Origin of the sequence: Pseudomonas sp. 06C 126 (assembly GCF_001855215.1) — a bacterium.
Taxonomy (GTDB): Bacteria; Pseudomonadota; Gammaproteobacteria; order Pseudomonadales; family Pseudomonadaceae; genus Aquipseudomonas; species Aquipseudomonas proteolytica.
The window spans coordinates 1-20,738 of sequence record NZ_MIFU01000092.1 but is presented as its reverse complement, the minus strand read 5'-3'; the positions used below and the strand labels follow the sequence as shown (position 1 = coordinate 20,738).

Genomic DNA, 20,738 nt, shown 5'->3' with positions numbered 1-20,738 from the left:
GCGTTCAGTGTGGGAGCGGGCTTGCCCGCGATAGTGGTGGTTCAGTCGATGATAGGTTGATTGACACAGCGCTATCGCAGGCAAGCCAGCCCCCACATTTTGATCGGCGTTGGGTTTACAATCGGGGCTTCTGATCAGGAGTATCCCCGTGCTGACTCATCTCGATTCCCAGGGCCGTGCCCATATGGTCGACGTCACCGACAAAAGCGTGACGTTCCGTGAAGCCGTGGCCGAAGCGCGGGTGCGCATGCTGCCCCAGACCCTGCAAATGATCGTCGACGGCGCCCACCCCAAGGGCGACGTGTTCGCCGTGGCCCGCATTGCCGGGATCCAGGCCGCGAAAAAGACCAGTGATCTGATCCCCCTGTGCCATCCGCTGATGCTGACCGGGGTCAAGGTCGAGCTGGCCGCCGAAGGGGAAAATACCGTGCATATCGTCGCGCGCTGCAAGCTGTCCGGGCAAACCGGCGTGGAGATGGAAGCGTTGACGGCGGCCAGTGTCGCCGCGCTGACCATCTACGACATGTGCAAAGCGGTGGACCGTGGCATGACCATCGAAAACATTCGCCTGCTTGAAAAACTCGGTGGCAAGAGCGGGCATTTCAAGGCGGACCAGGCATGAGTATCAACGTTTTGTTTTTTGCCCGTTACAGCGAAGCGGTGGGCCTCGATTCCCTGGAGGTCGAAGGCGACTTCGCCACGGTCGACGCCGTACGCCTGGCGCTGGCCAGTGACCCAGACTTTGCGGTGCTCAACGAGACCAGCCTGATGTGCGCGCGCAACCAGGAGTTGTGTGGCCTCGACGAGCCTCTGCAGGCCGGCGACGAAGTGGCATTTTTCCCGCCCGTGACCGGAGGCTGACCGTGGCCATTCGTGTACAAACCCAACCGTTCGATCCCGGCGCCGAAGTCAACGCCATGCACGCCGCCAATGTGGGTGTGGGCGCCGTGGTGAGTTTTGTTGGCTATGTGCGCGACTTCAACGATGGCCTCGACGTGGCGGGAATGTTCCTTGAGCACTACCCCGGCATGACCGAAAAGGCCCTGGCCAAGATCGCGGTTGAGGCCGAGCAACGCTGGCCGTTGCTCAAGCTCGAGGTGTTGCACCGCATCGGCGCCCTGGAGCCCGGCGAACCTATTGTGTTCGTCGCCGCCGCCAGTGCCCATCGACAGGCCGCGTTTGATGCTTGTGCGTTTGTGATGGACTACCTGAAGACCCGAGCGCCGTTCTGGAAGAAGGAAAATACCAGCGAAGGGGCGCGCTGGGTGGAAGGGCGGGCCAGTGATCATAGGGCGGCTGATCGCTGGAAGGCGTGAGTGGCCTTCCGTGTGCCCGTCACACCCTATCGTCTGGCCGCTGTATTGGACGAGTCCAGCAGCACGATCAACCCAGGCGACCAGGCGATAACATCGCCTCGGTCAGCCCGGCGCGCTGCAAAGGCTCGGGCAATCCGAGCCCACGCACCAGCGCCGCGCTGGCCTGACCCATCGCCGGCGAGGTCTGGATCCCGTAGCCGCCCTGGGCCGCGATCCAGAAAAAACCCTCTACCTGCGGATCAAAGCCACAGACCAGATCGCCGTCGCTGACAAAACTGCGCAGCCCCGCCCAGGTCCGGGCTGGGCGGCGGATGGTCAGGGTCGTGGCCTCTTCAATGTGATAGATGCCCGTGGCGATATCCAGCTCTTCGGGCTGCACGTCGTGGGGCTCGACTGGGTCGGCGTTGGCCGGTGAGCCGAGGAACATCCCCGCGTCGGGCTTCATATAGAACGAACCGTCGAGGGCGGCCAACTCCGGCCATCCATGGATATTCATTTCGGCAGGCGGGGCGAACACAAAGGCACTGCGGCGCTTGGGCTGCAGGCCGATTTTTTGTGCACCGGCCAGCTCGCCGATGGTATCGGCCCAGGCCCCGGCGGCGTTGATGATCACTGGCGCACTGTAGCGCTGTTGTGAGGTGCGCACTTGCCACTGGCCCTGACTGTCACGGTTGAGCTTTTGCACTTCACTGTCGGTATGAATAGCCCCGCCGTTACGCCGAATGCCGCGCAAATAGCCCTGGTACAACGCATCGGTGTCGATATCGCAGACGGTCGGGTCGTAGATCGCGCCATGGACTTTTTCCCGGCGCAGGATCGGCAGCATCTGCAGCGCTTCTTCGGTGTCCAGCAGGCGTGTTTCGGGTACCAGCGCCTTGGCGCTCAGGTATTGGCGCTGCAGCTCTTCTGGGTCGCCAAGCAGGTCCACCAGCACTTCGCCACGGGGCGTGAGCAAAGGGTGCTCGGTAAAACCTGCAGGTGGGTGATCGAAGAAGTCGCGGCTGCCCAGGGTCAGGGCGCGCACTTGTGGCGTGCCATAGGCGGCGATATAGAGGGCGGCGGAGCGGCCAGTGGAGTGATAGCCCGGCATGGACTCACGCTCCAGCACGATGACGCGGGCGTGTCGGGACAGCCAGTAACCGGCGCTGGCACCGGCAATACCGCCGCCGATGATGAGGTAATCAGCCTGGTTCATGTGGTCCTCCTTGAATTTGAAAGCGCTGAAGGCAAATGTGGGAGCGGGCTTGCTCGCGAATGCGGTGTGTCAGTCAATCACTTCAGTGATTGTCACACCGCTATCGCGGGCAAGCCCGCTCCCACATAAGCCCGCTCCTGCACCCGTTTTAAGGGCGTTTGCGCTCCACGGCCCGCAACAGGTGCGTCGGCGGCGTTTCGCAACTGATCTTGCGGCCCAGCAGCGTCTCGATCGATGGCAACTGGTACGAGTCATCTTCCCCGGCAAAGCTGATCGACACACCCGCCGCGCCGGCACGCCCGGTACGGCCGATCCGGTGCACGTAATCGTCCGGTACTTCCGGCAGGGTGAAGTTGATGACGTGGCTGATGCCGTCGATATGAATCCCACGGCCTGCCACATCGGTGGCCACCAGCACGCGGATCTTGCCTTCGCGAAAGCCTTCCAGGGTCTTGATCCGCTTGTGCTGCGGCACATCACCGGACAACTGCGCAGCATTGACGCCATCGCGCACCAGGCGTTCTTCAATGCGCCGCACTTCGTCCTTGCGGTTGGCAAACACCATGACCCGCTCCCAGCCGTTATCGTTGACCAGGTTGTAGAGCAGCTTGTATTTGTCGGCACCGGCCACGGCATAGATATGCTGTTCGACGTTTTCGCTGGCGACGTTCAGCGCTTCGATCTCGACGATGGACGGGTCGGTGGTCCACTGCTTGGCGAGGTTCATCACGTCTTCGGTGAAGGTCGCGGAGAACAGCAGGGTCTGGCGCTCGTTTTTCGGTGGGGTCTGGCGAATGATCTGGCGCACTTGCGGGATAAAACCCATGTCGAGCATGCGGTCGGCTTCGTCCAGCACCATCACCTCGACCATGTCCAGATGCACGTCGCCGCGCTGGTTGAAGTCCAGCAAACGGCCCGGGGTGGCGACCAGGATGTCGCAGTGCCGCGCTTCCAGGTGCTTGAGTTGTTTGTCGAAGTCCATGCCGCCCACGAACGTCATGACGTTGAGGCCGGTGTACTTGGTCAGGTCGGCGGCGTCCTTGGCGATCTGTACCACCAGCTCCCGGGTCGGGGCGATGATCAGGGCCCGAGGTTCACCCATGTAGCGCTCTTTGGGCGGCGGGGTCTGCAGCAGTTGGGTGATGATCGAGATCAGGAACGCAGCGGTCTTGCCGGTACCGGTCTGGGCGCGGCCGATGGCGTCTTTGCCGGCCAGGGTGAAGCCCAATACCTGTGCCTGGATCGGCGTGCAGTACGGGAAGCCCAGGTCCTGGATGGCGTGCATCAGTTCCGGGGCCAGCTTGAAGTCGTGAAAGCGCGTCTTGCCCTCTTGGGGCTCGACCACGAAGTCTTCCAGCTTCCACGGCTTTACCACCGGTTTTGGCGCGCGTTCGCGGCGCGGCTTTTCCACACGCGCGGGTTCTTCTGCGGGCTGGGCGGCGACGGGTGCCGGGACAGCAGGCTTTACGGGCGGCGATTTTGGCGAGGCAACAGGCGCTGTTCGGCCAGGCTGTTTACCGTCGTTGCGGCTGCCTGACGTCTGGACAGGGGCGCTGGGAACAGGGGCGAGTGGTTCAGCCTCGCTTTTACCGAACATCTTCTTGAGTGCTTTGAGCACGGTCATCTCATCAATTGGTTAAGGAATGTACGCCGGCCAGTGTAATGCAAGAATCGGGCGCGGCGTAGTGCGTTGGTCATGCGGCTACACAATGGTCGGTTTTCAGCCCAGGCGGCCGGCCAACCAGGTGCCGATGTCGCGGATTTCTTCGGGTAACACTTCGTGACCCATTGGGTATTCCTGCCATGTCACGGTGATACCACGCTGCTTTAAATGCTCATAGGCGCTGCGGCCCATGGCGTTGAGCACCACTTCATCGTGTTGGCCGTGCAGGCACAGGGCCGGAATGCGCTGTTGGCTGGCGGACAGTTCCAGCTCATCGCTGAAAGTGGGTGCATAGGTGGAGAGGGCAAGCACGCCACCCAGGGCCCCTTGCCATTTCACAAACGCGGCGTGCAGGACCACGGCGCCACCCTGGGAAAAACCGGCGAGGAAAATTCGCGAGGCGTCTATCCCGCTGGCTTTTTGTTGCTCGATCAAATCGATGACCATTTTGGCCGATTCATCCAGCTGCTCACGGCTGATGGCCCGCGCCGGGCTCATGGCCAATATGTCGTACCAGCTTGGCATCTCGTAGCCCCCATTAATGGTCACCGCGCGGGTCGGTGCCTGGGGCAATACGAAGCGTGTGGACAGCAAGGTTTCCTGCAGCGCTTCGGCCACCGGCAGGAAGTCGTAGCGATCGGCACCCAGGCCATGCAACCAGATGACGCAGGCATCTGCGGGCTTGGCGGGCTGAAGAATCAAGGGGTCGGTCATGTGTGCTCCAAAAATGTGCGTGCGCGCCGATGGGAGGCGTCGGGGCAGTGCGTGGACGGTGGATCAGTTAACAGGATGTCGCATGGTTGACTGTTTTGCGACAGATCCTGGGCGCAAACGGCTCAGCCGACACTCTGGTACGGCGCTTGCTATGTGTAGGTCGATGTCAGAACTATCCGGGACGGTAACACTATCAGTGACTGCCGCCTCTGGGATAGCCGCTGCAATGACAGCGACAGCCTCTGCTGCTTGACCCCAAAAAAAGCCAACACGGGTCGATATCGCCTCATAAGGGTGGGCAGGGGTTCGAGCTCCGACACAACAAGAGCAACTGGAGGTTTGAATGAAGGTATTGAAGTCCACCCTGGCCATCGTGACCGCGGCGACCGTATTAGGGATCAGTGGCCTGGCCCAGGCCGGCGCCACCCTGGATGCAGTGCAGAAGAAAGGTTTTGTGCAATGTGGCGTCAGCGACGGCCTGCCGGGTTTCTCGGTGCCGGATGCCAGCGGCAAGATCCTCGGGATCGACGCTGACTACTGCCGCGCCGTGGCCGCAGCCGTGTTTGGCGATGCGACCAAGGTCAAGTTCAGCCAGTTGAATGCCAAGGAGCGTTTCACCGCGCTGCAATCGGGCGAAGTCGACATCCTGTCGCGCAACACCACCATGACCAGCTCCCGCGATGCGGGCATGGGCCTGAAATTCCCGGGCTTTATCACCTACTACGACGGCATCGGCTTTCTGGTCAACAGCAAGCTGGGCGTAAAAAGTGCCAAGGAACTTGACGGTGCAACCATCTGCATCCAGGCCGGTACCACCACCGAGCTGAACGTTTCCGACTACTTCCGTGGCAACAACCTCAAGTACACCCCGATCACCTTCGACACCTCCGATGAAAGCGCCAAGTCCCTGGAGTCCGGGCGCTGCGACGTGCTGACCTCCGACAAGTCGCAACTGTTCGCCCAGCGCAGCAAGCTGGCCGCGCCGAAGGACTACGTGGTGCTGCCGGAAACCATCTCCAAGGAGCCCCTGGGCCCGGTCGTGCGTAATGGCGACGACGAGTGGCTGGCCATCGTGCGCTGGGTAGGCTACGCCATGCTCAACGCTGAAGAAGCCGGTATCACCTCGAAAAACGTTGAAGCCGAAGCCAAGGCCACCAAGAACCCGGACGTCGCGCGTCTGCTCGGTGCTGACGGCGAATACGGCAAAGACCTGAAAGTGAAGAAGGATTGGGTCGTACAGATCGTCAAGCAGGTCGGTAACTACGGCGAAGTGTTCGAGCGCAACCTGGGCAAGAGCACTCCCCTGGAAATCGACCGTGGCCTGAACGCGCTGTGGAACAACGGTGGCATTCAATACGCACCCCCTGTGCGCTGATCGCTGATGGTTCTATCACCCGGTGGGCCAACCGCCGGGTGATGTTCTGTTCCATTATTTCTGGGGCACTCAATGCAAACTCAAATCGGCGCACCCAAGCAGAAGCTCAGCTTCAGCGATCCCAAAGTGCGCGCGTGGCTATTTCAGATCATCACCATCGTCGCGGTGGTTTCGTTGGGCTGGTATCTGTTCAACAACACGCAAACCAATCTTCAGCACCGGGGCATTACCTCCGGCTTTGACTTCCTGGAGCGCAGTGCCGGGTTTGGCATCGCTCAGCATTTGATCGACTACACCGAATCGGACAGCTATGCCCGGGTCTTTGTGATCGGCCTGCTCAACACGTTGCTGGTGACCGTGATCGGTGTGGTCCTGGCGACGCTGCTCGGTTTCATCATTGGGGTGGCGCGTCTGTCACCGAACTGGATGATCAACAAACTGGCGACGGTGTATGTGGAAGTGTTCCGCAATATTCCGCCGTTGTTGCAGATCCTGTTCTGGTACTTCGCGGTCTTCCTGACCATGCCGTTGCCGCGCAACAGCCACAACTTGGGCGATACATTCTTTATGAGCGCCCGGGGCCTGAATATGCCGGCGGCGCTGGCGGCTGACGGTTTCTGGCCGTTTGTGGCCAGTGTCGGGGCGGCCATCGTGGCAATCGTGCTGATGGCGCGTTGGGCTAACAAGCGCTTTGAAGCCACCGGCGTACCGTTCCATAAGTTCTGGGCGGGCCTGGCGCTGTTCATCGTGATTCCGGCGTTGTGCGTCCTGATCTTCGGTGTGCCGCTGCACTGGGAAATGCCAAGGCTTGCGGGTTTCAACTTTGTCGGTGGCTGGGTATTGATCCCCGAACTGCTGGCACTGACCCTGGCGCTTACCGTCTACACCGCCGCGTTTATTGCCGAGATCGTGCGCTCGGGCATTGAGTCTGTGAGCCACGGCCAGACCGAAGCCGCGCGCTCCCTGGGCCTGCGTCCGGGGCCTACGCTGCGCAAGGTCATCATCCCGCAAGCGCTGCGGGTGATCATCCCGCCGCTGACCAGCCAATACCTGAACCTGGCGAAAAACTCATCCCTGGCCGCCGGCATCGGCTACCCGGAAATGGTCTCGCTGTTTGCCGGCACGGTGCTCAACCAGACCGGCCAGGCCATTGAGGTCATTGCCATCACCATGAGCGTGTACCTGGCGATCAGCATCAGCATTTCCCTGTTGATGAACTGGTACAACAAGCGCATTGCGCTGATCGAGCGGTGAGGAAACCTGCATGACTTCCCATATTTTCAAACCTGACATGCCGCCACCGAACAAAGTGTTCGGGCCGATGGCGTGGATGCGCGCCAACCTGTTCTCCAGTTGGTTCAACACCCTGCTGACGTTGCTGGCGATCTACCTGGTCTATCTGGTGGTGCCGCCGATTTTGCATTGGGCGATCCTCGACGCCAACTGGGTCGGCACCACCCAGGCCGATTGCACCAAGGAGGGCGCCTGCTGGGTGTTTGTCCAGCAGCGCTTCGGGCAATTCATGTACGGCTATTACCCCGGCGACCTGCGCTGGCGCGTAGACCTGACCGTGTGGCTGGCGATCGTCGGCGTGGCGCCGTTGTTCATCTCGCGTTTTAAACCCAAGGCGATCTATGGCCTGGGCTTTCTGGTGATGTACCCGATCATTGCCTTCTTCCTGCTGCACGGCGGGATCTTTGGCCTGACCAACGTCGCGACCAGCCAATGGGGCGGCCTGATGCTCACCTTGGTGATCGCCACCGTCGGTATCGCAGGCGCCTTGCCGCTGGGTATCGTGCTGGCGTTGGGGCGGCGCTCCAATATGCCGGCGATTCGCGTGATCTGCGTGACCTTCATTGAGTTCTGGCGCGGCGTGCCGTTGATCACGGTGCTGTTCATGGCGTCGGTGATGCTGCCGCTGTTCCTGCCTGAAGGCATGAACTTCGACAAGCTGTTGCGGGCGTTGATCGGCGTGATCCTGTTCCAGTCGGCCTACGTGGCAGAAGTGGTGCGCGGTGGCTTGCAGGCCATTCCCAAAGGCCAGTACGAAGCCGCGGCGGCGATGGGCCTGGGTTACTGGCGCAGCATGGGCCTGGTGATCCTGCCGCAAGCGTTGAAGCTGGTGATACCGGGCATCGTCAACACCTTTATCGCGCTGTTCAAGGATACGAGCCTGGTGATCATCATCGGCCTGTTCGACCTGCTCAACAGCGTCAAGCAAGCCGCCGCCGACCCGAAATGGCTGGGCATGGCTACTGAGGGCTATGTGTTCGCGGCCCTGGTGTTCTGGATTTTCTGTTTTGGCATGTCGCGCTATTCCATTCATTTGGAACACAAGCTCGACACTGGCCACAAGCGTTAGGAGTTGTTGTTATGAGCGAAGCGATCAAACAGCCGATGAGCCCTGAAGGCATTATCCAGATGCAGGGCGTCAACAAGTGGTACGGCCAGTTCCATGTACTGAAAGACATCAACCTCAACGTCAAGCAGGGCGAGCGCATCGTGCTGTGCGGCCCGTCGGGTTCGGGCAAGTCCACCACCATCCGCTGTCTCAACCGCCTGGAAGAGCACCAGCAGGGGCGCATTGTGGTCGATGGCGTGGAGCTGACCAACGACCTCAAGCAGATCGAAACCGTGCGCCGCGAAGTGGGGATGGTGTTCCAGCACTTCAACCTGTTCCCACACCTGACCATCCTGCAGAACTGCACGTTGGCGCCGATGTGGGTGCGCAAGATGCCCAAGCGCAAGGCCGAGGAAATTGCCATGCACTACCTGGAGCGCGTGCGCATCCCGGAGCAGGCCCACAAGTTTCCGGGGCAATTGTCCGGCGGCCAGCAACAGCGCGTGGCGATTGCCCGGGCGTTGTGCATGAAGCCCAAGATCATGCTGTTCGATGAGCCGACCTCGGCCCTCGACCCGGAGATGGTCAAGGAAGTCCTCGACACCATGATCGGCCTGGCCGAAGACGGCATGACCATGCTCTGCGTGACCCACGAGATGGGCTTTGCGCGCACCGTGGCCAACCGCGTGATCTTCATGGACAAGGGCGAAATCGTCGAACAGGCGGCGCCGAACGATTTCTTCGACAACCCGCAGAACGACCGGACCCGGTTGTTCCTGAGCCAGATCCTGCATTAACCCGCCCCCCCACTGTGGTGAGCCTGCTCGCCACAAGGTGGTGCAGGGCATTACCATGGCTCTCTCGCGCACAATCCCGCCTTGAACCCGAGAGCACCATGCCCCGCCCAGAAAACGCACTTGAAGAATTGCTGATCGACGCCGAAGCCGATGATGACCAGGTGCAGCACAGTCAGCCGGTCGTCAACCGGGCCTGGCTGTTGCTGCTGGGGTTGGTGCTGGTGGCGTTGAACCTGCGCCCGGCATTGTCGAGCATGGCGCCGTTGCTCAACGACGTGTCCGAAAGCCTCGGCCTCTCGGCGGCCAGGGCTGGGTTGCTGACGACGCTGCCGGTCCTGTGCCTGGGCCTGTTTGCGCCGCTGGCGCCGTTCCTGGCCCGGCGCTTCGGCGCCGAACGGGTGGTGCTGGGGATTTTGCTGACACTGGCGGCGGGGATCATCCTGCGCAGTTCGTTGGGCGCTGTCGGGCTGTTCGCCGGCAGCCTGCTGGCCGGGGCCAGCATCGGCATCATCGGCGTGCTGTTGCCCGGGATCGTCAAGCGTGATTTCGCCCGGCATGCAGGGGTCATGACCGGTGTCTACACTATGGCCCTGTGCCTGGGCGCGGCGCTCGCCGCCGGGGCTACGGTGCCGTTGAGCCAGCATTTTGGCGACAGCTGGAAAATCGGCCTGGGCTTCTGGATGGTGCCGGCACTGCTGGCGGCGCTATGTTGGTTGCCTCAGGTCGGACAGAAACAGGGTAGCCATCAAGTGGCCTATCGGGTGCGCGGTTTGCTGCGTGATCCCCTGGCCTGGCAAGTGACGTTGTACATGGGCCTGCAATCCTCCCTGGCCTACATCGTGTTTGGCTGGCTGCCGTCGATCCTGATCGACCGTGGCTTGAGCGCGACCCAGGCCGGGCTGGTGCTGTCGGGATCGGTGATCGTGCAACTGGCCAGTTCCCTTGCGGCACCGTGGCTGGCCACCCGCGGCAAGGATCAGCGCCTGGCCATTGTGGTGGTGATGCTGCTGACCCTCGGCGGCCTGTTCGGTTGCCTGTATGCGCCGCTCGACGGCCTGTGGGGCTGGGCGATTGTCTTGGGCCTGGGGCAGGGCGGTACGTTCAGCCTGGCGCTGACCCTGATCGTGCTGCGCTCACGCGACGCCCATGTGGCCGCCAACCTGTCGAGCATGGCCCAGGGCGTCGGCTACACCCTGGCGTCCCTCGGCCCGCTGGCGGTCGGTCTGGTACACGACTGGACCGGTGGCTGGGCGGCAACCGGCTGGATTTTCGCGCTGCTGGGTGTGGGGGCGATCATCGCTGGCCTCGGTGCCGGGCGCGCCCGTTATGTTCACGTCGCCAGCGAGAGACTCTAGAGGTACACCACTTCCAGAGTCGCCGAGCCATCGAGGTCGGTTTCAACGCTCAAGTCCAGGTTCTGCCGGGCATTGATAACCGTGCGGATCTGCACGGTGGTGTTGAGGGTGGCGATTGCCGTCGGCCCGGCGGTACTGCCCTCGGTGTCGGTGAAACCCAGGTAGCTGGTGGCGCCGATGTCGACAGGGTTCAGGTTGGCCGTGCGCCAGCCCAGGCCGCCGGTGGTGGACTCGGTGCCGTAAATCTGCGCGCTGCTGTCCGCCTGGGTCTGGCGCGGGTCGAAGCTCATGGAGTAGAGGCCGAGCCGATTGCCCGCCGTGTCGAATCCCAGGCCGTAGTAGATTTCGCTGTTGACCGTGGCCGACCCGTCGCGGTTGTCGCGCATGCGCAAGGCATAGCGGCTAGGCCCGTTGCAGTCGATGCTGACCTGCAGGGTTTTGAGCGGCAGACGCGTGCCTTGCTCCAGATTCAAGTCTTGGCGGGAAATCTTGCCGTAGTCGATCAGGCCACTGCCGGATAACTGCGGCGTACAGGCGCGGGGAATGATCTGGCCCTGGACGCTCAGGTCGATCATCGACACGGCCACCGCCGATTGAGCGCAGGTCAGAAACAGCAGGCTGGAAAGGGCAACGGTTTTCATGGCGCGTACCTCGCAGGGGCAAGTCACAGGTAGATGATTTCGATGGTGCCGGAGCCGTTGATATGGACCACCTGGCGCAGGTCCAGCGACTGCATGGGAGCCAGGTAAGTCTTGATCCGCACGGTGCCGGCCAGGGTCTGGATAGCCACTGGGCCGCTACTCAGGCCGCTTTTGTCGGTAAAGCCCATGTAGCTGTTGGCCGCCATCGGGATCTGGCGTGCGCTGGAGTTGCTCCAGGCGGCGCCGTTGCTGGTGGAGTCGGTCCGGTACAAGGTGCGCAGGGTATCGGCGCTGAACTCGGCGGGGTCGATGGTCAGGTAAAAACGCCCGATTTTGTTATGGCTGGCGTCCAGGTCCAGGCCATAGGCGGTTTCATCGGTGCCGCCGGTGGCCGAGCCGTCGCGGTTGTCATGCATGCGCAGGGCGAAGCGCGTCTGTGCATCGCAGGTGACGCTCAAGCGCAGGGTGCGGATGGGCAATGGCGTTTCGGTGGTGGGGTTGAGGTTCTTGGCAAACAGGGTGCCGTAGTCCACTACTCCCTGGTCCGACAACGCCGGCTGGCAGGCGACGGGGGCAAAGTGCGCACGCAGCGTCATCTCGCGGTAACGCCCATGACTGGCGCTGTAGAGCATGCCGGGGACTTCCCAGGTGGTGGCATCGCGCACCCGGGTGGCTTCGGGGTCGGCCCAGGCGCGCAAGGTCAATTGCAGCGACAGGGTTTTGCCCATGCGCACGGCACCGTGTTCTATCGGCGCGATGCCATGCCCGGTGCGCCAGGTGAGCGTGCTGGCGCTACTCACTGGCGGCTGGCCCATGGCAGCAATCAGCCCCAGCTCCACTGCCTGTCCGTCGAGTACGCCGTGACTGACCTCGATTTCGTAGCTGCCGTGCTCGGTAAACTGCAGGCGTTCAGCGGAGGCCGCCAGGGCACGGTAGAACAGGCTCAAGTCGTCGGCCTGGGGGCAACTGAAGGTCAAGTTCAGCCGCCGCTCGCCCAGCAGGCGTTCGGGCGCGCTGTCGTTTTGGGCCAGGCGGCTCATCAAGCCAAAATCCACCGTGGGTTCGCTGAGGTTGAGTTGGCATTCCTCCAGCCCATGGGCGGCGCCGGCAATGCCGATCAATAGCCATAAACTCAGGTGGTGCAAGCGGGGAAGGGGCATGGCAGTCGTCCTCAAGGCGCGTGGCAACGGGCCGGGGCAGTTTCGAAGTACACCGAGGGGTCGGCCTTTTGCGCCAGCGTGTAGCGCAAAAGGCAGCGTTGACCTCCCGGCGAGGTTATCCACAGGGGCGGTTGATCGAGCACATTGGGCAGGAATACTTGGCTGCCTTCCTGGACCAGGGTGACGAACTCGCCCTCGGCAGTACTCACTGACGCGCCCGAGGGCAGTGGCGCGCCGTGGTCAGTGCTGACGGTCAGCAAGACGCGGCGGGTCAGGCTGACGCCAAAGTCCACCCGGTCCACTGCGCCGCGCCCGGCCTGGATCATCGCCAGGCCGTTACTGATGTCGGCGTTGCGCGGCAACGAGCGGGTCTGGACTTCCACAGGGCTGCGGCCATAGGCGCTGACTTGCGGTACCACGGCCTGGCCTTGCCAGTCGGTCCACACCGGGCCGCTGGGGGTACTGATGCGGATGCCGCTCATCTGGCCCACCGTCACCAGGGCGAAGGTATCGCGCACCGGATACGGGGAAAACGTGACGCCACCGTCATGCATCACCACCCCACCGCGCGCGCCGCCCTGGTAGCTGGAACGCTGTGCATCGGAGCGGCTGTAGCTCAAATCCAACTGGCTGTAGCGCGGCAATGCCGAGAGGCCAACGCTGGTTTCGACCTGACGATCGCGCGAGTCGCGCTCGGCGCTGACCCGGTAGCTGAGTTGCTCGTCGATCTGTTCGGTCAGCCCCAGGCCGGTGCGGTTTTCGCCAGCGCTGTGGCGTACCCAGCCGCGCACCCGGCGCTGCTCGCCCAGCGGTGCGCTGATGTTCAGGTACACCGCGTTGTCTTGTTGCTGGGCCCCGCCCATTTGCCATTCGGCACTGGCCGATAGCGACACTGCGCCGATGTTGCTGCCCCAGGACATCAGGGCCCGGCTGCTGCTGTCCCCGGCAAAGTTGGCCGAGCGCGACAGTCCGGCGCTGAATGCGCCCAGCCAGGGATGGGACCAGCCCAGGTTGACGCTTTGTTGATCGCGATAGCGTGAGCGTTGCGAGTGCTGGTTGCGCGCGTAGGTGCTTTCTTCCAGCTCGCGATAGCCTGCGCTGCGCCAGGAGTTACTGGTGCTGAAGGACCACTGGTCATTCAGGCGCTGGGCCCAGGCAAGATCCGTCTGCACCCCGGACACCTTTTCCCGCCCATTGGTATTGGACAGTTGCGTCGACAGCTGGACCTGGCTGTCCAGCCACGGTAGCCAGCCCAGGCTCAAGCCTGCGGAGCGGTACTCGCTGGCAGCCAAGACGCCGCTGCCCAGGGTCAGTTGCGGATGCACGGCCGCTGTCCAGCCGGCGCTCACCACCCACGGGTCGTCACCCTGGGCATCGCCGACATTGCGAACCCGCCCGGCGGCCACCGAGTAGCCCGGCGCCGGCAACCCGAGGCCGAGCATGGCCGCCGGCACGTTGAAGCGCCGCTCGCCACCGACGCTTTCTTTGACCGTGACCTCGACGTCCGAACGGGTATTGAGACGGCGCACATCGTTCAGCGAAAAAGGCCCGGCGGGCACTACGGTGGAATGAATCAGCACGCCGTTCTGCCGCACCTCCACTTGCGCCGGGCTGTTGGCGATACCTTCGATCACGGCGCTCTGGCCTTGCTCTTGAAGGGCGTGCTCGGTGAGGACCTGGACCCCGGTGATCTGCGCCCCGGATAACACTGGGTTGTACAGGCTGATCTGCCCGGCCTGGAGCACCGCCTGATGGCTGGCGAACGTGCGTTGGGCGTAGGCCTCCAGGTGCGTGCTGCGGGACTGGCCCTCCTGCCAGGTCTGCACTTGGCGGCTGCGTACGATCCAGTCGCCGGCGTTGAATCCCACTTCGGTGTTGGCCGAGCCAAAACGGCTGGCGTCATCGCCATAGCGGTTGTAGAAGCCCGTGAGGTCGTAGTTGAGCAAGCCTGCGAAGCCGCCGGTTTCATAGCCTGATATGTCTTGCAGCACCGGACGCAAGGCTTCGGTGGGCACCACCAGCGCCACGCTGAGTGTGGCCGGGTCCGGTTCCACCACTGTCTGGGGAAATTGCGCGAGGAAGGCGTGGCAGCGCTCGGCGTCGTCCGGGATTCTCAGGTTTGCGGCGTCGAGCAAGGCCCGGTCGAAGCACAGGTTGCCCTGTTGATCGAAACTGACCTCCAGCCGGCCACGCCCCTGGCCGTTGACCCGCAGGCTGACTGCATGCTGCCCGGCGGCAAAACGCGGGGCGTCCAGCAGCAGGCTGGCCAACTGCGGATCAATGCCACGCTGATGCAGGGTCTGGGCGTCGAAGCCGCTGGCCCAGGTTTGACTCGGCAGTAGCCCCCACAGCAGCAACGCCATTGCAGGTGCTGCGGGCACGGCTACGCCGTCACGGTAATTCAATACTGTTTTCACGCAAGGCACTCAAATGTTCAACGTCCCGGCCCGGTTGTTCCGGTGCTTGCGGGCATTGCGGTGACGGTCGATGCGCCGTCACTTGCTTAAGCCAGGCGCCGCTTCGTGGCAGGCGCCTGCAGGTGACCAATCAGAGGCTCAGAGGTGCTTCGTAGGCCTTGACGGCAAAGCCGTACACCGTGGCCGGTTGCAGCCTGACTTTAGTGGCCGGGCCGCCAGTGGCCGGGACGCTCAGGTTTTCGCCCGGCAACACATAGGTACGCGGCAGCATCGCCTTGCCGTCGCCGGGCAGCAGCCGCAGATCCTGGGCCAGGCGCACCACATAGGGGGTGTCATTGCGCACGTGCAACCTGCCGTCGCGCAGGGTCCAGGTCAGGTCGGTCCAGGGCGTGCGGTTGAGTGGCAGGCCCTTGGGATGCACGATCACCGGCAGGTTCTGGCGCACGGTCACGCCGACGCGGGCGTGCCCGGCAGCAGGGGCGGCGCGGCCCTGGGGCATGCCTTCGAACACCGCGCGCTTGAGCCGTTGGGTGAGCAGCGGTGTCTGGTTTTGCAGGATGAAACGCACCAGCTGCGACTTGGACGCTTCCACCCGCGATAACGGCGGTGTCACTACCAGCAACGGCTCGGTGTCTTCGGGGATGTCTTGCAAGGTGACGTGCAGCAGCGCCAGCTTGCTGTCGGTATTGGTCACCGACACGGCGACTTCGCCATCGGCTTCGTGAACGATCACCACCGAGGTGTCGGGCACCATGCCGTCGGCTTTGACGTGATTGCCGAGTACAAGCAGCAGGGCAATGAGACCGACAGCGGTTGTTGAGAAGGTCGTGGTCATGACAGCAGGTTCCGTTGGTGCAACAAAAAGGGCGCGAATCAGAGGTAGCGCAGATCCAGGACGATGGAGCCATCCAGCGGCACTTCCTGATCCAGGGTCAGGAGGCGTGCGGCATTGATGGAGGTGTCGACCCACAACTGGGTGAACAGCTGGCTGATGAAATCCGGCTGGCGGTCGCCCGGCAGGGCAAAGCCCATGTACGCGTGGGGATGGGCGCCAGCCTGGGGTGTCCAGGTTTCGCCGTTGTCGCTGGAGGCCAGCACCTGCATCGGCTGTAAATCGCCGAGGGCTGCGCGATAGGAAAGCTTCACGGCCCCCAGCATCTGGTCCGGGGCATAAATGTTGACGCCCAGGCCGAACGTGTCGGGGGCCGGCGCGGAGTCCTGGCGGTTGTCGATGCCCACCAGCGCAAACAGCATCGGCCTTTCGCAGATCACCGTCAGGTCCAGCTTCTGGCTGGGCAGTACCGTGGGTTCGTGGGTATTTAGCTGGTGGGTCGGGATCTCTCCATGCTCGATGGTGCCTAGGTCGGACAGCTCGATATGGCAGGCATCCGGCGTCAAGCGACCGGTCACCGTGAGGTCGACATGGGACAGCGCATTGGCCTGTGTCGTGATTGCCATACACAGCAGCACGGCTGCAACGTGGGCGATCACTGGCGCAGGTACGCGCAGCCCATGCCCGCAAGTGTCCAGGGCATGGGCGGCCATGGTTACAGGTACTTCACTTCGAGGGTGGCCGAGCCGTCGATGGTCACCTCATTGCTCAAGTCCAGGGAGTCGGTGCGGGCGATCGACGTGCGTACTTCCAGGCCTACCCGCAGCTCCTTGACCGGCAGCGGCTGGGTGTCGTCGTCCATCGAGGCGACCGACATGTACAGGGTCGGCTCCCAGGCACTTTCCCGGTACCAGGTCTTGCCCTGATCGCCGGAGGCAATCGGTTGCACCACCACGCCGTCTTCAGCCACCGGGTTGAGCAGGCTCAGGGTGTACCAACCGAGTTTCTGGTTATCGTTGATAAAGCCCAGGCCGTAGTCACTGGGCATCGCTGCCGAGGCGGCGCGGTTGTCGATGGCATGCAGGGCGAACAAGACGGGGGCGTCGCAGTTGACCGTCATGTTCAGCAGGTGCGTGCCGATCAGCGTTGGGTTGTCCGCTCGCAAGTCCTTGGCGGAAATCTTGCCGTGATCGATCACCCCGCTACTGGAGAGGCCGGGAACGCAGGCGGCAGGAATAATCTTGCCCCTGACGACCAGGTCGACGGTCGAGGCGGCAAAGGCGGTGGCGCTACCCAGCAGCAGGGCGCTGGTGGCAAGCGTGGTCAGTAGGATTTTCATCGGAGGAGCTCCTTTTAAATGGGCCTGTTCAAGCCATCAGAGGTAATTGACTTGCACGGTGACGTGGCCATCCAGAGGGACTTCGTCAATAAGCGTCAGGCCGTCGGCGGGGGCGATGTGGGTGTAAAGCGTCAATTTCGCGTCCAGATTCTGCACGGCAATGGGGACCCAATCGTGGCCTGCTGCGACGGCCGTCAGCGACATCGGGCTTATCACGGCGGCGGGTTTCCAGGTCACGCCGCCGTCGGTTGAAATAATCGAGTGCCGGCTTACGCCGTCGGCCATCAGTTCGTAGAAACCAAAACCTGTGCCCCCCAGCTTTTCACCGTCGGGGGTCATGCCCAGGCCGTGATACATGTCGTGGTGAGCCGAGGAGCCCGAGCGGTTATCAATGCTGTTGAGCGTAAAAAAGGTCGGCCCATCGCAGTGCACATTCAACAGCAGCCTTTCATCGGGCAGGGAGGTGTAAGAACTGCCGTTGAGTTGCTTGGCAGATATTTTTCCGAAGTCGACCATCCCATCACTGGAGACCAGCGGCTCACAAGCGCTGGGGGTGATCGAGCCCTTGATGGCCAGCTCTGTGTCACTGGCGGCCAACGCCACTGAGGCGGTGGCGTACAACAGTGCAACCAGAGGTACTGCGCTGGAGAGTTTCATTCGATGGACCTTCCTTGTGGGTGAAACGGGAACTACAGGTACAGCACTTCCAGGGTGCCGGAGCCGTCGATGGCAACCTCATCGCTCAAGTCAAATTGATCGGCGCGGGCGATGGTGGTACCGACGTCAAGGTCGATTACCAGCAGCCTGGACGGCAGCAGGGTGGTCGCGTCGTCCATGGCTCCAGCGCCCCACAGGGTTCCCAGTTCCCATGACATGTCGGCATGCCAGTTACTACCCCCGTCCATCGAAGCGATGGGCTGTGCACTGACGCCGTCGGCAAGCATGTTCTGGGCGGTCAGATAGAACTCGCCGAGTCTTTTGTTGCCGTTGACAAATCCCAGGCCGAAATCGCTGGAACTGGTGGAGGTACCGCTACGATTGTCGATGGGCTTGATCGCGAAAAGCGTGCTGGCTTCGCAAGTGATCGACAATTGCATGGTGGCTTTAGGCAGGTGTGTAGAGCCGTTCTGTACTAGATCCTTGGCCGATATTTTGCCGTGCTCGACGACGTTGCCACCGGCGAATGCGGGTGTGCAGGCACTCGGGGTGATAGTCCCCCTGACGGCCAGTTCGATGGAGCTTGCGGCAAATACCGAAGGCGTGAACAGCAAGGTGAGCATGAGGCGCGAGGCAAAGTTTTTCATGGTTACAGGACCTGATTTGCGGCTGTTGGGAAGGCTTGGGAGGTGGTGCTCATCAGGTGTCGGGAGGCGTTCATTTCAATTGTCCATTGCAAGGCTGATCGATAAAAAAGATGCACGGCAATGCCTGGCCCCCAATGGGCTGGCAGTGTGCGAGGCGTTGTTTGTTGTGGCTGGCACGCCGAGTGGCGAGCCGTCCCTCTCTGGGGTGGGGCGCAATTTAGCGAGGGCAGGGCGGGGGGCAAATACAAAAAATACGACAATGGGCGGTCGTACGGAAATCCGCGGCAAGTCCGTAAGAATAGGTTTTCAGTGACGTAGGAAAGTTGTTTTTCGTAGTTGTTGTATCGGCGTCGGAGTATCCAAAAGGATATATTTTTGCCGCGATGATAGTCACCGGTGTCACTTAAGGCGCTGCACAGTGCCCTCCTGACTATTACGCCAGCGCTGCCGGAGGTGACTCGGGGCTGCCTGCCTCCAGTCCGATCGCGCACAAGGGGTGCCCATGGGCTCTGTGGTACGTTCAACCACCGGCGAGGGCCGAGCGTCGCAGCCACCCCCCGCACCGCACCTGAACGTACTGGTCGTGGATGATCATTCAGCCTATCGCGCGATGCTGGGCTGCTTCCTGCAAAAATTGGGTGTTGCCCATCAGTCCGTGGCCGATGGCCGCCAGGGCCTGTTGGCCGTTATCAACCGGCCTTCGGACCTGATTATCAGCGACTGCCAAATGCCGGAGATGGACGGTTACCGCATGGCTCGCGCCATTCGCCAGCATGAACTGCGCAGGGGGCTCAAGCGCGTGCCGATCATTGCCTTGACCGCCAATCTGCAAAACGACGACCCACAACGTTGCCGCGACGCCGGCATGGATGCCTGGTTGCTCAAGCCGCTGGCGCTGGAGCAATTGCATGCGGTGTTGGTGCGCTGGCTGCCGGGTACTTTTTCGGCATGGGGCCGGCGCTCTGCCGGGACATGGCCGACGCGTGCGCAGCTTGTGCAAACCTTCGGCAATGAGCAGGTCGTCGACCAGATGCTCCCCGGCCTGCTGGACGAAGCCTGGGAAGACTTCGCGATCCTGGAACAAGCCTGTTGCACCCTGAGTACTTTATTGACCGCGCAGCGCTTGCATCGCCTGGTAGGCAGCCTGGCGTTTTTGGGCGGGACGGACCTTGAGTTAAGAGGGGTGAAGTTGATTGAGCTGGTTCACGCCAATGGCGTATTGGCCCACGCTCCGGCGTTGCAGGCATTCCGGGCGGACTTGCGGCGGTGTCTGGAATATTTGCGCAGTGTGTAAGCGCAGTGGACGGAGTGACTTGTGTCGAGATGCATTTGGCAATCTGGCTGTCTGGTTTTTGGCTGTAGGGGTTTTCCTTTTGTTATGTAGGGTAAGAACTGGTAACTACCAAACAGGGGGCGCCGCCTTGTGGGGCTTATCCTGGACGGTTGTTGAGGATCGCCAGCGGGGTTATTTTGCGCGGATTCAAGTTGCCATCATCCGTGGGTATCTATGCTTCGAGTAATTATTGCTGACGATCATCCCATTGTGCGTATCGGGCAGAGAGTGGTGATCGAGGCCAATGGTCGCTGCAAAGTGGTGGGGGAGGCCGACGGCCCCGACGCGCTGCTCAGGTTATTGAGTACCACGCCGTGCGATGTCCTGGTCACCGACTTCGCCATGCCTGGAGGGCAGCAGGCAGATGGTTATGGTTTGTTGAGCCTGCTGGCTCGGCAGTATCCCAACTTGCCGGTCATCCTGGTGACCATGTTCGCCAATGTCGCCACCCTGCGGGCCTCCCTCGCCCATGGCGCCCGCGCCATCGTTGCCAAGAGCGCTTCGGCCAGGGAGTTGCCACAGGCCATCAACGCCGTGATCGGCCGCCAGACCTTTGCCAGCGAGTGCCTGCGGGTGCAACTGGTGGAAGCCGGGACGGGGGACCAGTCACAACTGCCGCAGTTGTCGGGCAAAGAGCGGGAAGTGGTGCGGATGCTGGCCAGCGGCTTGACCGTCAGCCAGATCGCCGCACGGGTCAATCGCAGTATTTCCACGATCAGCAAACAGAAAAGTACCGCGATGCAACGCCTGTGCATTTCCACCGATGTGGATTTGTTCGCCTATGCGCGTAATTGCGGGATGGTGCCTTAGGTGGATCTTGGCAAGCCTGCTGTTGTGCTGAAGGGGGGAATAGGGGCTTTTTGTGGCGAGGGGGCTTGTCCCGGTACAAACCGGGGACATCGTTTACATTTCTAACCGGGGACATGGTTTACAGGTTAATACGCATGGTCAGGAGG

Annotated in this window: 21 protein-coding genes; 10 read left to right on the top strand and 11 right to left on the bottom strand. The window is 62.1% G+C overall.

Features of this window, described 5'->3' with window-relative positions:
* Positions 1-148 precede the first annotated feature (148 nt).
* Genes moaC through moaE form a run of 3 tightly spaced genes read left to right on the top strand, consistent with a single transcriptional unit; the run spans position 149 to position 1,316 of the window.
* Entirely contained in the window at positions 149-622 is a 474-nt protein-coding gene (moaC, locus tag BHC62_RS17050) for a cyclic pyranopterin monophosphate synthase MoaC (protein ID WP_029297921.1), read from the top strand.
* Positions 619-861, top strand: a complete 243-nt coding sequence (moaD, locus tag BHC62_RS17045) for a molybdopterin converting factor subunit 1 (RefSeq protein WP_029297924.1) — start codon at positions 619-621, stop codon at positions 859-861. The genes moaC and moaD overlap by 4 nt, the downstream gene beginning before the upstream one ends.
* 2 nt (positions 862-863) lie before the next feature.
* Positions 864-1,316 (top strand): molybdopterin synthase catalytic subunit MoaE, encoded by a 453-nt coding sequence (gene moaE, locus BHC62_RS17040; protein WP_029297926.1) that lies wholly within the window; start codon positions 864-866, stop codon positions 1,314-1,316.
* Between the two features lie 67 nt (positions 1,317-1,383).
* Here moaE and BHC62_RS17035 read toward each other — a convergent pair whose 3' ends face one another.
* The 3 genes from BHC62_RS17035 to BHC62_RS17025 form a co-directional block, all read right to left on the bottom strand.
* Complete coding sequence (locus BHC62_RS17035; RefSeq protein WP_070995612.1) at positions 1,384-2,511, bottom strand: FAD-binding oxidoreductase; 1,128 nt, start codon at positions 2,509-2,511, stop codon at positions 1,384-1,386.
* Positions 2,512-2,659: 148 nt separating this feature from the next.
* The gene (gene rhlB / locus BHC62_RS17030) at positions 2,660-4,135 is read right to left on the bottom strand and encodes an ATP-dependent RNA helicase RhlB (protein WP_070995611.1); all 1,476 of its coding nucleotides are present in this window, start codon (positions 4,133-4,135) and stop codon (positions 2,660-2,662) included.
* A 96-nt stretch (positions 4,136-4,231) separates the two neighbouring features.
* On the bottom strand, positions 4,232-4,888 hold the full coding sequence (locus BHC62_RS17025) for an alpha/beta hydrolase (protein WP_070995610.1): 657 nt from the start codon (positions 4,886-4,888) through the stop codon (positions 4,232-4,234).
* A 343-nt stretch (positions 4,889-5,231) separates the two neighbouring features.
* On the opposite strand from BHC62_RS17025, the gene BHC62_RS17020 reads away from it, so the two are divergent.
* From BHC62_RS17020 to BHC62_RS17000, 5 genes are all read left to right on the top strand, one after another.
* Positions 5,232-6,263 (top strand): amino acid ABC transporter substrate-binding protein, encoded by a 1,032-nt coding sequence (locus tag BHC62_RS17020; protein WP_029297935.1) that lies wholly within the window; start codon positions 5,232-5,234, stop codon positions 6,261-6,263.
* A gap of 72 nt (positions 6,264-6,335) precedes the next feature.
* The gene (locus tag BHC62_RS17015) at positions 6,336-7,517 is read left to right on the top strand and encodes an amino acid ABC transporter permease (RefSeq protein WP_029297937.1); all 1,182 of its coding nucleotides are present in this window, start codon (positions 6,336-6,338) and stop codon (positions 7,515-7,517) included.
* Between the two features lie 10 nt (positions 7,518-7,527).
* Positions 7,528-8,625, top strand: coding sequence for an amino acid ABC transporter permease (locus BHC62_RS17010; RefSeq protein WP_070995609.1), 1,098 nt, complete (start codon positions 7,528-7,530; stop codon positions 8,623-8,625).
* Between the two features lie 11 nt (positions 8,626-8,636).
* Positions 8,637-9,401 (top strand): amino acid ABC transporter ATP-binding protein, encoded by a 765-nt coding sequence (locus tag BHC62_RS17005; protein ID WP_070995608.1) that lies wholly within the window; start codon positions 8,637-8,639, stop codon positions 9,399-9,401.
* Positions 9,402-9,499: 98 nt separating this feature from the next.
* Positions 9,500-10,756, top strand: coding sequence for a CynX/NimT family MFS transporter (locus BHC62_RS17000; RefSeq protein WP_070995607.1), 1,257 nt, complete (start codon positions 9,500-9,502; stop codon positions 10,754-10,756).
* On the opposite strand, the gene BHC62_RS16995 is transcribed toward BHC62_RS17000, so the two are convergent.
* From BHC62_RS16995 to BHC62_RS16960, 8 genes are all read right to left on the bottom strand, one after another.
* Positions 10,753-11,397, bottom strand: a complete 645-nt coding sequence (locus BHC62_RS16995) for a DUF1120 domain-containing protein (protein ID WP_070995606.1) — start codon at positions 11,395-11,397, stop codon at positions 10,753-10,755. The genes BHC62_RS17000 and BHC62_RS16995 overlap by 4 nt on opposite strands.
* A gap of 23 nt (positions 11,398-11,420) precedes the next feature.
* Positions 11,421-12,557, bottom strand: coding sequence for a DUF1120 domain-containing protein (locus BHC62_RS16990; protein ID WP_070995605.1), 1,137 nt, complete (start codon positions 12,555-12,557; stop codon positions 11,421-11,423).
* A gap of 11 nt (positions 12,558-12,568) precedes the next feature.
* Positions 12,569-14,920 (bottom strand): fimbria/pilus outer membrane usher protein, encoded by a 2,352-nt coding sequence (locus tag BHC62_RS16985; protein ID WP_176770979.1) that lies wholly within the window; start codon positions 14,918-14,920, stop codon positions 12,569-12,571.
* Between the two features lie 184 nt (positions 14,921-15,104).
* Positions 15,105-15,809: a fimbria/pilus chaperone family protein gene (locus BHC62_RS16980; protein ID WP_070995603.1), complete on the bottom strand. Its 705-nt coding sequence runs from the start codon at positions 15,807-15,809 to the stop codon at positions 15,105-15,107.
* Between the two features lie 38 nt (positions 15,810-15,847).
* Positions 15,848-16,519: a DUF1120 domain-containing protein gene (locus tag BHC62_RS16975; protein ID WP_070995602.1), complete on the bottom strand. Its 672-nt coding sequence runs from the start codon at positions 16,517-16,519 to the stop codon at positions 15,848-15,850.
* Positions 16,520-16,521: 2 nt separating this feature from the next.
* Positions 16,522-17,145 carry a DUF1120 domain-containing protein gene (locus BHC62_RS16970; RefSeq protein WP_070995601.1) on the bottom strand — a complete coding sequence of 208 codons (624 nt, stop codon included), beginning with the start codon at positions 17,143-17,145 and terminating at the stop codon, positions 16,522-16,524.
* A gap of 36 nt (positions 17,146-17,181) precedes the next feature.
* Complete coding sequence (locus tag BHC62_RS16965) at positions 17,182-17,802, bottom strand: DUF1120 domain-containing protein (RefSeq protein WP_029297516.1); 621 nt, start codon at positions 17,800-17,802, stop codon at positions 17,182-17,184.
* A 32-nt stretch (positions 17,803-17,834) separates the two neighbouring features.
* The gene (locus tag BHC62_RS16960; RefSeq protein ID WP_070995600.1) at positions 17,835-18,449 is read right to left on the bottom strand and encodes a DUF1120 domain-containing protein; all 615 of its coding nucleotides are present in this window, start codon (positions 18,447-18,449) and stop codon (positions 17,835-17,837) included.
* A gap of 502 nt (positions 18,450-18,951) precedes the next feature.
* Here BHC62_RS16960 and BHC62_RS16955 point away from each other — a divergent pair.
* Positions 18,952-19,743, top strand: a complete 792-nt coding sequence (locus tag BHC62_RS16955; protein ID WP_070995599.1) for a response regulator — start codon at positions 18,952-18,954, stop codon at positions 19,741-19,743.
* Between the two features lie 213 nt (positions 19,744-19,956).
* Positions 19,957-20,592, top strand: a complete 636-nt coding sequence (locus BHC62_RS16950; protein ID WP_070995598.1) for a response regulator transcription factor — start codon at positions 19,957-19,959, stop codon at positions 20,590-20,592.
* Positions 20,593-20,738: the final 146 nt, after the last annotated feature.

Excerpts from the sequence above, each read along its gene's own strand:
- rhlB (WP_070995611.1), bottom strand. The coding sequence starts at position 4,135 with ATGACCGTGCTCAAAGCACTCAAGAAGATGTTCGGTAAAAGCGAGGCT.
- BHC62_RS17035 (WP_070995612.1), bottom strand. The coding sequence starts at position 2,511 with ATGAACCAGGCTGATTACCTCATCATCGGCGGCGGTATTGCCGGTGCC.
- BHC62_RS16960 (WP_070995600.1), bottom strand. The coding sequence starts at position 18,449 with ATGAAAAACTTTGCCTCGCGCCTCATGCTCACCTTGCTGTTCACGCCT.
- moaD (WP_029297924.1), top strand. The coding sequence starts at position 619 with ATGAGTATCAACGTTTTGTTTTTTGCCCGTTACAGCGAAGCGGTGGGC.
- BHC62_RS17005 (WP_070995608.1), top strand. The coding sequence starts at position 8,637 with ATGAGCGAAGCGATCAAACAGCCGATGAGCCCTGAAGGCATTATCCAG.
- BHC62_RS17010 (WP_070995609.1), top strand. The coding sequence starts at position 7,528 with ATGACTTCCCATATTTTCAAACCTGACATGCCGCCACCGAACAAAGTG.
- BHC62_RS16995 (WP_070995606.1), bottom strand. The coding sequence starts at position 11,397 with ATGAAAACCGTTGCCCTTTCCAGCCTGCTGTTTCTGACCTGCGCTCAA.
- BHC62_RS17025 (WP_070995610.1), bottom strand. The coding sequence starts at position 4,888 with ATGACCGACCCCTTGATTCTTCAGCCCGCCAAGCCCGCAGATGCCTGC.
- BHC62_RS17000 (WP_070995607.1), top strand. The coding sequence starts at position 9,500 with ATGCCCCGCCCAGAAAACGCACTTGAAGAATTGCTGATCGACGCCGAA.
- BHC62_RS16965 (WP_029297516.1), bottom strand. The coding sequence starts at position 17,802 with ATGAAACTCTCCAGCGCAGTACCTCTGGTTGCACTGTTGTACGCCACC.
- BHC62_RS16970 (WP_070995601.1), bottom strand. The coding sequence starts at position 17,145 with ATGAAAATCCTACTGACCACGCTTGCCACCAGCGCCCTGCTGCTGGGT.
- BHC62_RS16955 (WP_070995599.1), top strand. The coding sequence starts at position 18,952 with ATGGGCTCTGTGGTACGTTCAACCACCGGCGAGGGCCGAGCGTCGCAG.
- BHC62_RS16950 (WP_070995598.1), top strand. The coding sequence starts at position 19,957 with ATGCTTCGAGTAATTATTGCTGACGATCATCCCATTGTGCGTATCGGG.
- BHC62_RS16975 (WP_070995602.1), bottom strand. The coding sequence starts at position 16,519 with ATGGCCGCCCATGCCCTGGACACTTGCGGGCATGGGCTGCGCGTACCT.
- BHC62_RS17020 (WP_029297935.1), top strand. The coding sequence starts at position 5,232 with ATGAAGGTATTGAAGTCCACCCTGGCCATCGTGACCGCGGCGACCGTA.
- BHC62_RS17015 (WP_029297937.1), top strand. The coding sequence starts at position 6,336 with ATGCAAACTCAAATCGGCGCACCCAAGCAGAAGCTCAGCTTCAGCGAT.
- BHC62_RS16985 (WP_176770979.1), bottom strand. The coding sequence starts at position 14,920 with ATGGCGTTGCTGCTGTGGGGGCTACTGCCGAGTCAAACCTGGGCCAGC.
- BHC62_RS16990 (WP_070995605.1), bottom strand. The coding sequence starts at position 12,557 with ATGCCCCTTCCCCGCTTGCACCACCTGAGTTTATGGCTATTGATCGGC.
- BHC62_RS16980 (WP_070995603.1), bottom strand. The coding sequence starts at position 15,809 with ATGACCACGACCTTCTCAACAACCGCTGTCGGTCTCATTGCCCTGCTG.